This window comes from Zavarzinella formosa DSM 19928 (genome assembly GCF_000255705.1).
Lineage (GTDB): Bacteria > Planctomycetota > Planctomycetia > Gemmatales > Gemmataceae > Zavarzinella > Zavarzinella formosa.
The window spans coordinates 2,033,734-2,048,833 of record NZ_JH636439.1; the positions used below are offsets into that span (position 1 = coordinate 2,033,734).

Annotated in this window: 9 protein-coding genes; 5 read left to right on the forward strand and 4 right to left on the reverse strand. The window is 58.0% G+C overall.

Annotation, left to right across the window (positions count from 1 at the left end):
* The first annotated feature begins 270 nt into the window (after window positions 1–270).
* Window positions 271–723, forward strand: coding sequence for a hypothetical protein (locus BGIM_RS62685; RefSeq protein WP_157368726.1), 453 nt, complete (start codon window positions 271–273; stop codon window positions 721–723).
* 16 nt (window positions 724–739) lie between these two features.
* Here the strand turns inward: BGIM_RS62685 and BGIM_RS0109645 are convergent, their stop codons facing one another.
* The 4 genes from BGIM_RS0109645 to BGIM_RS0109660 all read right to left on the reverse strand — a co-directional run bounded on the left by BGIM_RS0109645 (window position 740) and on the right by BGIM_RS0109660 (window position 7,630).
* A complete protein-coding gene (locus tag BGIM_RS0109645) occupies window positions 740–1,768 on the reverse strand; it encodes a Kelch repeat-containing protein (protein ID WP_020469579.1) in 1,029 nt (342 codons plus the stop codon).
* Window positions 1,769–1,990: 222 nt separating this feature from the next.
* Window positions 1,991–3,316, reverse strand: coding sequence for a DUF1501 domain-containing protein (locus BGIM_RS49555; protein WP_020469580.1), 1,326 nt, complete (start codon window positions 3,314–3,316; stop codon window positions 1,991–1,993).
* A gap of 52 nt (window positions 3,317–3,368) precedes the next feature.
* Window positions 3,369–6,002: a DUF1553 domain-containing protein gene (locus BGIM_RS0109655; RefSeq protein WP_020469581.1), complete on the reverse strand. Its 2,634-nt coding sequence runs from the start codon at window positions 6,000–6,002 to the stop codon at window positions 3,369–3,371.
* Window positions 6,003–6,154: 152 nt separating this feature from the next.
* The gene (locus BGIM_RS0109660; protein WP_029629896.1) at window positions 6,155–7,630 is read right to left on the reverse strand and encodes a DUF1501 domain-containing protein; all 1,476 of its coding nucleotides are present in this window, start codon (window positions 7,628–7,630) and stop codon (window positions 6,155–6,157) included.
* 267 nt (window positions 7,631–7,897) lie between these two features.
* Between BGIM_RS0109660 and BGIM_RS0109665 the strand changes: the two genes are divergently transcribed.
* The 4 genes from BGIM_RS0109665 to BGIM_RS0109680 all read left to right on the forward strand — a co-directional run bounded on the left by BGIM_RS0109665 (window position 7,898) and on the right by BGIM_RS0109680 (window position 14,904).
* The gene (locus BGIM_RS0109665; protein WP_020469584.1) at window positions 7,898–10,399 is read left to right on the forward strand and encodes a hypothetical protein; all 2,502 of its coding nucleotides are present in this window, start codon (window positions 7,898–7,900) and stop codon (window positions 10,397–10,399) included.
* A gap of 106 nt (window positions 10,400–10,505) precedes the next feature.
* Complete coding sequence (locus tag BGIM_RS0109670) at window positions 10,506–11,483, forward strand: ABC transporter ATP-binding protein (protein WP_202947235.1); 978 nt, start codon at window positions 10,506–10,508, stop codon at window positions 11,481–11,483.
* Entirely contained in the window at window positions 11,480–13,135 is a 1,656-nt protein-coding gene (locus tag BGIM_RS0109675; RefSeq protein ID WP_020469586.1) for an ABC transporter permease, read from the forward strand. Before BGIM_RS0109670 ends, BGIM_RS0109675 begins: the two co-directional genes overlap by 4 nt.
* An 8-nt stretch (window positions 13,136–13,143) precedes the next feature.
* The gene (locus BGIM_RS0109680; protein WP_020469587.1) at window positions 13,144–14,904 is read left to right on the forward strand and encodes a HEAT repeat domain-containing protein; all 1,761 of its coding nucleotides are present in this window, start codon (window positions 13,144–13,146) and stop codon (window positions 14,902–14,904) included.
* Window positions 14,905–15,100 lie beyond the last annotated feature (196 nt).

Below are 15,100 nucleotides of genomic sequence, written 5' to 3' on the forward strand. Positions count from 1 at the left end.
CTAGGTCAGCAGTCCACGCTTGGCGGCACAAAGAGAGTTTCCAAGATCATCCGTTCATTCGTCTTTGGCCTTCGTCATCGTGGCCATTCCGCTCATTCGTCTTTGGCCTTCGTCATCGTGACCATTCCGCTGCCTGAAGGCTCGCTCAAATCCGGGCATTATCCGGGTTCAATGTTGCACCTGACCATAGGGAAGATTAATTTAGCGATAAAACATGGAACTAATGCCCGACTTGATGAGTCGGACCCAATATCCAAAAAGGAGAAACTGATGCGAGTCATCGCCGTTTGTGTGTGTTTGCTGGCGTGTGGGCCGATCTTTGCCCAAGCCCCGAAGAAGGGGCGACCGGTGGAGTTTATCGAGAAGGACATCGCTGACGCCAAGAAAAGGCTGGCCGCGTTGGAAGCCGAACTGGCGGCGGCGAAGCCCAAGATAAAAGGCGCTATCAAACCGCTCGCACTCGATATGCCGGAAGTCGGCATGTCCGGCTTCCTTCAAGAGACTTTCGAGATCCGCGAAATTCTCACCCCCGATTTGATGCTCGTCTCACCGGAAAGCAAACAATCGAGGCGATTCGTCCTCAAGCGGCCGACAAAAAACGAAGCCGACGGGAAGCAATTCACGGTGATGGGCGTTTATGAGTTCACTGGCACCGAAAAAGTCGGAATGCGCACCTATTACGTTCTGGAGTTTGTCACTCCTCCGAAAGTGGTGAAGGACTGACTCTCTGCCGATCCGATCACTTGCTGTTCGGAAGAGGGGCAATTCTCGTGGCGGCCGTGAGCGGCCTCGGATTGTTGAGGCCGCCCCCGATGACCACGATGCGGTCAGAAATGATCGAAGCGGCTGGCGCAAGCACTTTCTCAGGCATGACGCCGACAATACTCCACGTATTCGCCTTCGGGTCATACTCGAGTAAATCGTCCACCACGTTTCTCGGCGGCTTGGAACTATTGCACCGTCCGCCAATGATCAGAATTCGGCCTTTGTGAATAATCGTGCTTGATTCAAAATGACTACGGCCATCCGGAAGGCTGGCAATTTCGGTCCACTTCTTCGTGGCCGGGTCAAACCGGTGGCAGGATGGCACGTCAATCTGGGTGATGTCGTGGCCATGGTCGCCTCCCAACGCATAAATCTTGCCGTCCAGCGTCACCGCGCTGACGTGGCCCCGTGGGTCGGGCAAATCCGCTTCACGCTGCCATTCTTTTCCACCATCAAGCGACAAACTCCAGTGATCGCCCGAGTTTGTGTCCCGATCAGCCTTGTAACCGCCGAAGTAATGCAGTTTGCGATCAAGCGCCGCCAAGCCGCCCCCCGCTCGTCGATCCGGAAGAGGCGGCCCGGCGGTCCATGAATCGGCGACGATATCGTATTTCCACACCTCGGCGGTGACCGGGCCGGGATGTTTCCCCTTGAAGCCCCCTGCAAACCAAATGGTCTTCCCGTCGATGGCCGGATTGAGATGCGTGAGTCGCGTCGGCATGTCCTTTTTTCGCGTCCAAACGTCTTTCGCCAGATCGTAAACGTCAACTTGATTTGAAGCGTCCAGACTGTCAGTGAAGCCGCCAAACAAATACATCTTGCCGTCAACCACCACCATCGGTGACTCAACTCGCGCAAAAGGAGACGGCGAAGCCTTTTTCCAGCCAAGGGCCGGCCACATACCGATTTTGCCATCCGATTTTGAAGCCGGCTCCTCGGCCCAAACCAATGAGGGGATGTTCAACGTGATGATGACGAGAAAAGCACGACCTGTGTTGAACATAATTCCGGACTCCACTGGACAGGCAAGCTGGTCCTGTCAAAGAGATTGTAAACACCTTTGAAATGATGGTCCGGATTTGGCCTCGGCAATCCGCCGGAAAGTAAAATCGCGTGGAGCACTCTTCGCAGATGGTTCTTCTTTTTTCGGATATGCGTCGTCCGGCTGACAGAATCAATGCTCAAAACATGTCCCGCTATCAAGGAAGGCGATGCTCGACGCCGGTTAGGAAATCGCTTCTTTGATCATCGGGGCGTCTTCAGCGATCAGTTTCACCGGACGACTGGCCGGAGTGTGCAACACGGTGTCCGTGTCAACACCGAGCAAGTGATACAGAGTTCGACCGAAGCTTTCGACTTTGTAGAACTTGTCGGTGACTCGCTCGCCGAGTTTGTCGGTGGCTCCGACGACACAACCACGATTGAAGCCCCCGCCAGCCGCGATGACGAATTGGGCGTAATCCCAGTGGTCGCGGCCCGCCCCGGCTGCCTTCGGGTTGTCGATTTTCGGCTTCCTTCCCATTTCGCCCAGCGCGAGAACGATCGTCGAATCAAGAAGACCGCGATCATCCAGATCGTCGAGCAATGCCGCGAGACAGGCGTCGAACATGGGAATTTGTTGTTTGCCGGCGGTGAAATTGTCGCCGTGCCAGTCCCAGTAGCCCAAGTTGAAGTGAACAACCGGAACCCCGGCTTCCACTAATCTCCGGGCCACGAGAAAGTGCAACGGGTCGCCAATGGGATATCGCGCCTTGGCCGGTTTGTTCCGGGTGAAACGATCAACAGACTTGGGGGGTTCTTTTGAGATGTCCAGAGCCTGTCGGAGTTTCGGCGACCGGAGCAGGTTGAACGCCGTTTGTTGATCCTGATCCAACCCCGCGATCAGTTCATCTTGTGAATCATCATGTCGGAGTTTTGTGTCGAGTTTCTTCAGCAGACCCGCGTTTTTGTCGAACGCCGGAAGATCAAGTTGCGGCGTTAGCATTCGTGTCACCGCGTCTTTGTCCTTGAGCGGTTGCATTACGAACGGGGAATGGGCCGAGCCGAGGAAACTGCGGGACAGTGCGTTATGCGTGTGAACATCAATCTCGTCCAGCACGGCGAACGTCGGCAGATCAGACGGTCCGGGGCGAAGTTTGTTCACGACGCTGCCATACATCGGATACTCGTCGGAACCCGTGATGAGACGGGGGTTGCCCGTCAGCCAATAAAGCGGCGCCTGGCTATGGTCGCCGGGTTTGTTCAGTGTGGAAACGGATCGAATGACGGTATACTTGTCGGCCCGTTTGGCCATTTCTGGAAGCAATTCGCCGACTTGCAAGCCGGTCACTTTTGTTTGGATGGGCTTGAAGAGGCCGCGATACTCCTCCGGAGCATCCGGCTTCATGTCGAACATGTCGAGATGCGGAGGCCCGCCGCCGAGCCAGCAGACAATCAGATGTTTCGCCTTCGCCTTGTTCTTCGCCGGGGAGGCCTGGGCGCGAATGAGGTCAAGGGCGCCGACGCCACAGAGGCCAAGGCCTCCGATTCGCAAAAAATCACGACGGTCCATCCGACCCCTCCAATCAATGACAAAGTTGCCGTCGCGGGCAAGGCCGCCGACATTAGTGTTGCACCAGAAATTCACGGGTGTTGATCAGGCTCCATAAGACACCTTGCAAGCCTTTTTCTCGGGTGTCGGCCTCGGTCACGAATTTCAGGCAAGCGTCGCGCTCGATTTCCGTCGGCAATCGGCTCACCGTCGCCAGAAATAGTTCGTCAATCTTTGATCGATCATCACCCGTCGCCTTGAGCATCGTCGCCACTCTCCCCGAAGGCTCCTTGATCTTTTCCCAAACACTCGGGTGATTGGCCAGCGTCAGCACATGGAAGATCGAGCCGCCGCTGTCGCGTTCGCAGTCGCACTGCACCGCCGAGTTTCGCTGAGGCCGGCCATAGGTTTCCATCACATGAGCCACAAACGGATTTTTCGGGATGAACGGCGCCTGCACGGCTGTCATCTTCTCCGGCCAGAAATGAAACTGCATTCCCATGTTTTCACTCGTGCCGGTGGCGAAGTTGAGGGCATCCAGCATGACCTCCGCCGGGAGACGGCGCAACGGGAAGAATGCGTAGTGCGCACGGTCCGCTTCGGCGCCCTTGAAAGGCGAACTGGCTTGTTGATACGTTCTGCTGTTCAAAATCACACGGTGCAGCCAGCGAAGATCGTATTTGTTCCTCACGAAACCATCGCCAAGCTCTTGAAGCAGTTCCGGATGGGTGGGCGGGTTATACGCGGAGAGATTGTCCGGCGGGTCGATGATCCCGCGACCAAAGTAATGCGCCCAAACGCGGTTCACCATCGCACGGGCGAAGTATGGGTTGTTCGGCTTGCGCATCCACTCAATCACTAATTCGCGAGAGTCGCGGTCCGCCGAGAATGTCACCGGGTCTGTCTCGCCCAAGAGGCGAAATTTTTTCGATTCTTGGGTCCCGAGCGTGCTGATCACTTTTGCCGGAACGCCGTTTGATAGCAACCGACACTCGGCCTGCATGATCCGACGAGCCGCCTCGGGCATCATTTTGGCTTTTTTCTCAATCGCCGCCGTTTCCTGTCGATATTTCTCGGCATTCGCCAATAGTTCTTTGGCGGCTTTCAGTTCCTGTTGCTTCCTCGCAAGCTCGGCGGGATTGCCTTTTTCCTTTTCCAGTTTCGAGATCTCCGCCATCAGTTTGTCTGCGTCAGTCTTTGCCTTTTTGGCGTCTGCTTCCAGCTTTTTGCCATCACCCTCTTTGCGTTTTTTGACCTCGGCTTCAAGTGCCTTGCCTTCGTCGTTGAATTTCTTGAAGAAGACGGCGGCATCCGTGAATTTCTTCTCGTTGTCTCCCTGAAAGCCGACCGGGCGAACACGCATGAACAAATTGGCGAAATCGAGCAAATCTTCCTGCTGCCAGTTGTCGTGCGGATGGCGATGGCATTGCGCGCATTCGAGCCGCAAACCGAGAAACGCATGGGCGATTTGCATTGTTCCCTTGACGCCGTCCGATCCGCGACGCTGCCAATAAAGGTCGAGCGTCTTACGTTTCGCGTAGATGTCCAGATCCGGTCGGCCGGGCGCGTACCCGTCGAACAGAGCTTTCACTTCGCCGGCGTATTCCTCCATGCTCCGCCCTTCCCGGCTGGTGGCGAGCAAAATTCGTTCCACGAACACGTCATAGGGCATGTTCTCGGCAAGCCTGGCCCGAATCCACGCCTGCATGCGCGGGGCATCATGTTCTTGGGACATGGCGTCGGCATAGACTCCAAAATCCGCGGCCTTCAAGAGATCACAGAACCTCAACGTCCAAAGATCGACGTGTCCGGGACGGGCGAGAAGTTGATCGATCTTTTTGGCCCGTTTGTCAACCGCCGGGTCTTTCAGGAACGCGCGCACTTCATCGGATGTTGGCAGTTCACCCGTCACGTCGAGATGACAACGACGCAGAAACGTCGCATCATCACAGAGAGCGGCGGCGGGCAAATTCAGTCGCCGAAGTTTGGCCAGAACATGATTGTCGATAAAATTGCTCGGCTTCACCTCAGAGAAATCGCCCGCAACGGGCCTTGGAACGAGCACGCGCGCCGACACGGGTTGGGCGCGATACCGAACCATCAAACAGGCGTCGCCAACGCCCTTGCCGGTCACCAACCCTGTCGCATCAACCACGGCCACGCTCCGGTCGTGGGATTCAAACGAACAGTAAGCCGTCACATCCTCGGCGCTGCCATCGGCAAAGATTGCCTCTGCTTTCAAGCGATATGTCTCGCCTGGTTTGGCAACGTGTTCGTCGGGGAAAACTCGCAATTCTTTGATTCGAGCGGGCGATGCCTCATCCGCCCTCGCCCCGTTGGCAATCCATTGGCGCAGAACCTCGTATTCGGGGCCGCCGACACGGAGCCGGATATCGCCTCCGTGCGATATTTGTCCTGTTCCCTTTTGAAGCAGCAGACTGGCTTCCGGGGCGAGTAAGTTCAGTCTTCGGCCGGCGGATTCGCGAATCAACCGCTCGTGATCACCGGCGGGATCGGCGGCAAACATCGACAAACGAAACCCGTTTTGTCCCTTCACGGCGCCGTGACACGTTCCGCCATTGCAACCAAGTTTGCTGAACAAAGCCGCGACATGACGCTGATAAGAGGGCGAGGACCCATCGGCTGCGAAACCGAAAACCGGCATGGCGAACAGGGCGAAAACGGCGGCAATAGCGATTCGTGTCATGGTTGAGCCTTCGGGAGATTCCAAGAGGACAAGGAACGTTCGCGAAGTGGATAACAAGGGGGGTTGACAGGGAGGGTTCAAGCTTGATTGGGTTAATTTAACAGAATGAAAGAGGCCTGAAAAGCAATTTCTCTTACGGGAGAAGTGATGAACTAAGCCAATAACTCCGCTCGCACCTGTCCGTCGCCGGCGATCGGCAACGGCCGGCCTTGTGTGTCCGGCACGGTGGAATGCGGGTCGTAACCAAGCTGATGAAACGTGGTGGCCAGCACATCTTTCGGAGAAACAGGACAATCCTTGACATCGCCGCCGATCTTGTCGGAGGCCCCGACCACTTTTCCGCGGGCGAATCCTCCCCCGGCGAAAACCGCCGAATACACGCGGGACCAATGGTGTCGGCCGGCTCCTTTGGGCTTCGAGTCGATTTGCGGGGCGCGTCCATGTTCGCTGACGCACAAAACGAGCGTTTCGTCGAGCAAACCCCGCGATTTCAGATCGTCGATCAAGCCGGAATAGGCCAAATCAAATCCGGGTAGCAGGTATTCTTTCAGTCGGGGAAAATGGTTGTTGTGAGTGTCCCAGGCACAATTGCCGAACTGACCATAACCATCCCAAAAGACGGTGATGAATTTTGAACCGGCTTCAACGAGCCGGCGGGCCGCCAGACAACCTTGCCCGAATAACGTCATCCCGTAGGTTTCGCGGACGGCCAACGATTCACGGGTCACATCCAAGGCCGAGCGGATGCGGTCCGAAGTTAGCAGGGCATGGGCTTGCGCCCGTTGCCGGTCAAATGGCGACCGAGACATCGATTGATCATTCTGTCGGCGCGCCTTGTCGAATTGCCCGAGCAGGGAGAGGCGATGATCGAGACGTTCTGGAGAAAGATCGGCGGAAGGGACGGCCGCATCGGAAAGTTGGAAGCGACCGTCGGTCGTGCAACCTCCGAACGGATCGACAAAATCCTTCGTCTGCCCGTCCGTGTATCTGGGAACAGTCCGCACTCCCTTGCCGGTGTAGTCGGTCCAGACAGGGTCATGGTTTTGTCCAAGAAATGCCGCAAAGGGTCCGGCGTTCACCAACAAGTCTGTCTTCGAGTTGAGCATCCACGGCAGGGCGATATTTCGTGGCACACTGGATGACGGAGACGAGCCGGACTTATCCTCCAAGTAATCAACAACCGAGCCAATGAACGGCCAGTGACGCGAATCCCTTGCCTTCGCTTCCAACGACGGATCATAGGTTGGAAGTCCGCTGATGGCATAAGCCACCCCATGCACCGGATAGGGATGCGTCATGGATCGCACCACGGTCAACTCGTTGGCGATCTTCGCAATCTTGGGGAGACCTTCGCAAAAGCGAACACCGGAAACGGATGTGGGGATGGACGACAACTCCCCTTGCACCTCGCGCGGGGCCTCTGGTTTGGGGTCGAATGTTTCGTGTTGCGGAGGCGAGCCATAAAGAAACAAGAGAATGCAAGCCTTGGCCTTGGCCGTCGGAGCAGTCGGGCTTCCGGAAAGAGTACCAACATTCAGCCCCAAGGCGCCAAGGCCGCCGATGTGCAAAAAATCGCGGCGGGTCAGTCCGTGACACAGTCGGCGTGACGTTCCGCTCAATTGAATCATGACCATCCCCCAATCTCTGTGACAAGATCGTACTCGATGGCATTCCTCCGGGGAAGCCACTTCATGGGGAGTGATGGAGAACATCGAGCGGAGACGGAAACCGGATTGAGCCCCCACGTTGCCATCGGGATGCCACAAATTTTGAGAGAAAAGAATATCGTGGACTTCGTTCGCCGGGGGGGTAGAGTTGAAATCTAAGAACAAATCCTTTGTGCCAATTTGGAATCATCCAAGTCAATTGGTCAACCGGAGCGGGGAGATTGAGGAATGGGTCCGGTGATGGCCAGACGAAACCCGGCTCATGTCGTCATTTGGGTGATTCGGGCGGGATTTTCATCGTGGCTGCCCGCTCTGACGGCCGTGATTCTCGTCGGTTTGTTTCCCTCGGCTGATGTTGCCCGTGCTCAGGAACCAAAGGACCAACCCCTCATCCTTCAAGGATTGACGCCGACCGGGGGGCGGGCATCCGTCACGGAAAGTTGTGGAACCCTCCAGTTCACGGTGGTGAATCCGAATGTCACTGGGCGGGATGCGCGGGTTGTGGTTTTCTATCCGGAAAAGCCGGATGTCCAGTATGCCCGCGACGTTTGGATACCGGGCCGGGCCAGTGTCTCAACCTGGCTGACGGTCGGCCCGGCGCCTGGTCAGAAATCGGAGAATTCCCGAGAATTTCAAGCGGTTTTGCACGACCGGACCGGGGGAGTGGATCGCATTGTGCTTCCGCCCGGCGAAGAACGAATACGGTCTCGCGGGGTGCTTTACCGTCGCCGGGAACAAGCGACTGCATTGATGGCTGATGTCGAGGCATTCGAACCGGGCGTTCCTGCCGAGTTGCTTGCACTCGCCCGGCTTCCGCGGGCCGGTTCGCTGTCAGAGCACATTAACATCGTGCACGATGGCCCGCTCCCGTTGTCGGCCGAGGCGCTTGATGGCGTCGATGTGTTTATTCTCGCCGGGAACCGTCTGGCGGCCGACCCGCCCGGCCGGGCCGCTCTGCGGCGATGGGTGGAACAGGGTGGCCGGCTATGGGTGATGTTGGACAAGGTTGATTCAGAAGTGGCGGCCCCAATCCTTGGAGATGACTTTGAGATCGGGGTCGTTGATCGGGTTGGACTGACCACCATCCCGTTGCATGGGCCGCCGGATGGTCCGAAGCCAGATCCGCCCCAAGAAGTCGAACAACCAGTTGCCTTTGTCCGGGTCGTGCCATCAGCATCCGACCGCGTGTTTGCCACCGTGGATGGCTGGCCGGCGGCATTTACCCGTCGTGTGGGCCGGGGCAAGGTGTTGTTCACCACCCTCGGTTCTCGGGGATGGTCGCGCCCGCGCCCCGCGCAAGACAAGAAGTCGCCTTTTTCGGCAATTCCCGAATTTCCCATTCCCCTTGGCCCGGTGACGTTTTTGTCTTTGGAACTTCATCCACCGGCCGAAGCCGATCCGCATCCGCCGGAAATCTTCCAGGCGATGCTGGTGGAGGATATTGGCTATGCGGTCATCGGACGCGGGACGGTTGCGCTGATCCTCGGCGGCTTTGTAATCGCACTCATTGGCTTGACAATCAGTTTGCGTCGGCGCCGACGGTCGGAACTTCTCGGCGGGCTGGCGCCGTTCGCCGCCGGCATCGCGGCAGTCATTTTCGTCGGTTTGTCGGACATTTCGCGTCAGGCGGTGCCGCCAACGGTTGGTCTCGCGGCACTGGTGGATCCGGTGCCCGGCAGCGAAGAGTCTGTCGTGTCCGGGTTGTATGCCGTGTATCACCCGAGTTCCGGACCCATGGCAGTGGGCACCAATCAAGGGGCCATGCTTGGCCTTGATGCCGAGGGGCTTGGCGGGCAAACACGCATGCGGGTGGAAAGCGACACCGATTCCTGGCGGTGGGAAGGTTTGCAGTTGCCGGCCGGAACCCGGACCGGATCGTTTCGGACCACCATCAAAACCGGCCGAATTGCCGCTGCCGCCCGATTTGGGCCAAACGGGGTTGAGGGGAAACTGACTCACGGGCCATTCAGGGACGTGACCGATGCGATCATCCTGCCCCGGATCAGAGAACCGTTGGCCGTCCGGTTCGGAACGGAGGGCCAATTTGCCTCGGGAACTTCCGATGCCCTTCCGGCGAGTCAATATCTGGCCGGGTCGGTGCTGACCGACCGCCAACAACGAAGGCAAGCTGTCTATCGGCGTCTCCTCGACGGGCCGGCCCCGCGTCATCCTGACGGGCGAGATTTTCTTTGGACATGGGCAGACACATCGGAGGTTCCGATCATTCGCGAAGAGGGTGCCAGGATTGTTGGAAGCGTCTTGCTTGTCGTCCCTCTTGAGTATGAACGAACGCCTCCGGAAACCAAGGTGGTCATCCCCCGAGGAATGGTCCCTTACACCCGGCAGACGGAGGATGGAAAACAATTGCCGGTGACGATGAGCGCCCAATTCCCGGCAGACATGCGGTTGCGATTCCAAATTCCGGCCTCTGTTCTCCCGTTCCAAGTGGAACGAGTCACGTTTTTTGCCCAAGCCCGCATTCCCTCACGCCGGTTTTCGGTGACCGGGGGAAAGGGCGCCAAACCGATTCCCTTACTTGAGGCAGATTCTGCAAACGAACCAATCCGGATTGACATCACGGATGCCTCGGTTCTTCGACTGGACGAGCAGGGATGCCTTTATCTGAATTTAGAGATCAGCGCCACCTCGTCCGGAGTTGCCGACAATACGCCTTGGAAGATCGAATCGTTGGCGATTGAAGTGACCGGAAAAACGGGGGCGACTCCGTGACCAAACTGTCTGCGGGTGGGTTGGCGGCTTGTCGAAACTGAGCGAATATTCCAAAACCGGCCATAAATCCGGGGGTGACGACGTGGGAACGGGTACGGATGAGCTGGTGGTTGATATCCGAGAGTTGTCGAAAAAATATGGCAAGTTCACGGCCCTCGACCGCCTGAGCCTCTCGGTTGGGAAAGGTCAGATCCTCGGGTTCATCGGGCCGAACGGCGCTGGCAAGACGACCACCATCAAAATCTTGGTCGGATTGGCGAGACCGACGAGCGGAACAGCCACCGTGGGAGGGATTGATTGTGTCGCCGCGCCGCGCCAACTCAAGCGGTTGATCGGCTATATGCCGGATACCTTCGGTTCTTACGACGGCATGCGTGTCGGCGAATATCTCGATTTCTTCGGGGCCGCATTCCGCATTCCCCGTCGGACGAGGGCCAAACGGATTGACGAGGTTCTTGAACTGGCCCGGTGTCCCAAATTCAAGGATCTGTTCGTCGAGAGCCTGAGCCACGGAATGCGCCAGAAAGTGGCCCTCGCTCGGACGATGCTCCATGATCCGCTTGTTCTTATCTTGGATGAACCCGCCAACGGTCTCGATCCGCCAGCGCGGATCGAGATGCGGCAATTGCTGCTTGACTTGGCCGCGCGTGGCAAAACCTTGATTGTCACCAGTCACATCCTCCCGGAACTGGCGAGGATCTGTGATCGCGTCGCCATCATCACTCGCGGACGGTTGCGGGCGATTGGCACCCTCGACGAGATTGCCCGACAACTTAATCCCCAACGGACGATGGAGGTTCTGCTCACCGAAGAAGGGGCCGTCGATCGGGCGGCCGAAGTGATTCGACGGCACGTGGAAGCGGGCGGAGAAGTGACTCCGTCGCCAACCGAGTCGGCGGTGCGGTTTCGGACGGCGAAGAGCGACGATGCAATCGCCGGACTTCTCGGGGAATTGGTTTCGGCCGGGCTTGGGGTGATCCAGTTCCGCGAAGTGCAGACTGACTTGGAAGAAGCATTCATGACGGCCGCACGGGTGGGAGATGCCGAGGCGGCGGCGGATGCCGCGAAAGCGGGTTTGACATGAACCCGATCATCCGTCGTGAACTGCTCGACCTGCTCCGCACCCGCACGGCAACTGCGGCGATGATCGCGCTGGCCGTCGTTTGCTCGCTCCTTGTGCTGGTGCGTTGGCCAACCGGCGGAGTGAGCGATCTCAACGGAGCCAGATCGCTTCAGGTGCTGAGAGTGTTTGGTTATGGTTTGCTGGCCGGGGTTTTGTTTCTCGTGCCCGCGTTCCCGGCCACATCCATCGTTTGGGAGAAGGTCAACGGAACACTTGCCCTTCTGTTGAATTCGCCAATGTCTCCATGGTCGATTTACATTGGCAAACTTGGCGGAGTGTTGGGGTTTGCCGTTGTGTTGCTCGCGGTGACAACTCCCGCCGCCGCCGCGTGTCACGCCCTTGGCGGCATGTCGGCGAAGGGGGGCGTCGTACTGCTTTACGCTGTCCTCGCGGCGGCCACGATTCAACTGACGACTCTCGGCTTGCTTGTCAGCAGCCGGGAAAACTCGTCGGATGCTGCTCTTCGCACCACTTACGCCCTTGTTCTGGCGGTCGTTGTGTTACCTCTCGCTCCTTATTGGTTCCTTCAAGGAGGTTCGGGGCCGGAAGTTGATCTGGCCTCGCTGGTGCGGTGCCTGTCTCCCGTTCCCGCCGTGATGGAAACGCTCGGCAACACCGGAGTTGGAGATCGTGGCCTTGGTACCGAAGGTGACGTGGTTCCCCGATACCTCGGCCTCTCATTGCTCACGAGCATCGGGTGTGCCCTGATGACCGTTTCCGGGCTTGGCCGTAATCCGCTTGACCGGTCACGACCGGCCGGAGTGATGACTCAGGATCGCTCTCTTTCGGGAAGGGCCGCCCGGCGAATATTCTTTTTGGTTGACCCCCAACGCCGCTCCGGGAGCATCAATCTGTTGTTTAACCCGGTGCTGGTGAAAGAACTAAGAACCCGGCGATTTGGCCGGTCCCATTGGGTTTTGCGACTCATCGCGTTATGCGCGATCCTGTCCCTCGGCCTCAGTTACATCGCGGTCTCCGGCGCGCTGGCGTGGGGTTCTCAGTCGGTCGGCGGGGTAATCATTCTTCTCCAGACATTCCTGTTGATCTTGTTTGTCCCGAGCCTCGCCTCGGGGTTGATTAGCGCCGAGAGAGAGGGGGGCACATGGCGGCTCCTGCGGATGACGCCTCTTTCGGCCGGGGCAATTCTTCGCGGAAAGCTGCTCAGCGTGGCATGGCCGGTCCTCTTGCTGATGTGTGGCACTCTGCCCGGATATATGGTGATGGCAATGGTCGAACCGGACCAATTTGTCCGAATGCAACGACCGCTTGTCTGTTTGGGTGTCACGGCGATTTTCGCCGTATTGGCGAGTGCTGTGGCCAGTAGTTTATTTCGTTCGACGGCCGCCGCCACTGCCGCCGCGTATCTGATCGTCGTGGGGGTGTGTCTGGCGCCTTTCCTAATCTGGCTGGGAAAAGACTCGCCGTTCGGCCATCCGACAGTGGAGGCCGCTCTGGCTTGCAGCCCGATCGCTGCCGCCTTGGGTGCCGCCGACTTTCAGGGGTTCGACGGATATGACCTGCTTCCGCTCAATTGGTGGATCACCGGGGGTGTCAGCATTTTTCTGTTGTTTGTGCTGGCATTGCGAACACGCCAACTTTGCCGTCCGGAGTAAGGAACGAAATGAGTAACAACACATTGACGGCGGGACGGCCTGTCAGATGGCAATTCATGTTTGTGTTGGGCTGTCTGGTTCAAGGCGTTCCGGCGGTTCGCTCTGAAGAATTATTTGACTCGGTCATGCTTCACAGCCCGGAACTCGCCGTTCCCCGCACGGTGCGGACGTTCCCCGACAAATTGCCCGGCCTCTGGATCACGGCATTCGATCGGCCGGAAGCAGACATCCGTTGCCAGGCGGCTTTGACCATCGGACGCGCCCATCAACTTGGAATGGACGGGCTGAGGCAAACCATTCCGGCCCTGACACGCGAACTTGATCGCGAGGGCCAGCACGCATCGGTCCGACTGGCCGCCGCGCGGGCACTGGTGGTGTTGGACGCCAAAGAGTCGGCTCCGAATCTGTTCAAACTGACTTTGTCCGGAGATGCCGACCTTTGTGAAATCATCGAACCAGCCTTGGCTCGTTGGGGATATGACCCCGCAAAGGATGAGTGGCTGAAGCGCCTGAGCCATCCGGCTCCGCATCGACGAGAAACAATCCTCGCAATTCAATCGGTCGCCGTTGCGAAGGAAGAAAAAGCAGTCCCCCGCCTTCGTGAACTTGTTCTGTCACTTGAGTCATCATCGGCCGTTCGCCTGGAGGCCGCCCGCGCGCTGAGCATCCTCCGAAAATCAGGGGCCGAATCGGATGCCGACCGGTTGGGCGCGGACAAGTCCCGTCGAGGCATGATCGGCCGGGTCGCGGGGGCTTGGTTGCTCCGTCAACATTCCGGAGATGAGACGGTTCGTCGGTTACAATCATTTGCTCGCGACACGGAACCATCGGTGGTGACGGTCGCACTCGCCCGGCTCATCGAAATCGATCCCGTTTTGGTCGAGCCATTGCTGGATTCAGTCCTCGCCAGTTCGGACGCCAACGTCCGGGGACAAGGGATCGAGGTGCTGTTCCGACGACCCTCCGACAAACATTTTCGGCTCCTTGGCGACCGGCTTTCCGACGCGCACCCGGATGTCCGTTCCAAAGCCCGCCGTTTTCTCCGGGAACTAGCGGCGGCCCATCACGACAAGGTTATACGCGAAGGCGAGCAGGCGCTGGCCGGAACCGACTGGAGAGGCCGGGAGCAATCGGTGATCTTGCTCGCCGATTTGAAGCATCGGCCCGCCGCCGACCGCCTTGTCAATCTGCTGAATGACGACCGCCCGGAGGTCGCCATCGCCGCGGCTTGGGCGTTGCGAATGTTGGCGGTTCCGGCCACATTGCCGAAGGCCCTCGACCATTTTGAACGATACACAATCAAGAACGTCCCGCCAGATTGGCGGGACCGACAACTCAGCCAGCTTGCTCAATGGTTCGGACAAGCCCGATTTACCCCGGCCGACAAGACCTTGCGAGCCATGATCCCGCCCAAAGCTCTGGCCGGAATCCAAACTCGTTCTGCCGCCTGTTGGGCATTGGGATGGTTGCATGAGGGGAAGCCAAGCCCCGACCTCGCCGGTCTTCTCGAAGGCCGGTTGGCGGCCGTCAATCCGTTTGATGTGGAAGTCGAACTCGTTCGCCGGATGTGTGCATTGTCACTTGGTCGAATGAAAGCCAACGATCATTTGCCGACGTTGCGAAAGTTTTATTTGGAAGGAAAGCCGTCGCCGAGCATGGTGAACAACGCCTGCGGATGGGCCATCGAACAGTTGACCGGGGAAAAGGTGCCGCCGCCTGAAGTGATTGAAACTTCTCAACGGATGTGGTTTCTTTCTCCGTTGGATTGACATCCCTAATCGTTCAGATGATCACCATCAGTGTTGTTTGAGATGCTCAACAAATCACATTGCTCCCGTATGATCGCAGGGGCAATCGGTCTTTCTGCTGGTCTCGAAGAGACCGTGCGGACGTCCGGCATGTTCCGGGGAAAATAGCGCTAAGCATGTGGCCGGTGTTGGTTGTTACTTTCTGCCGCTAACCAAG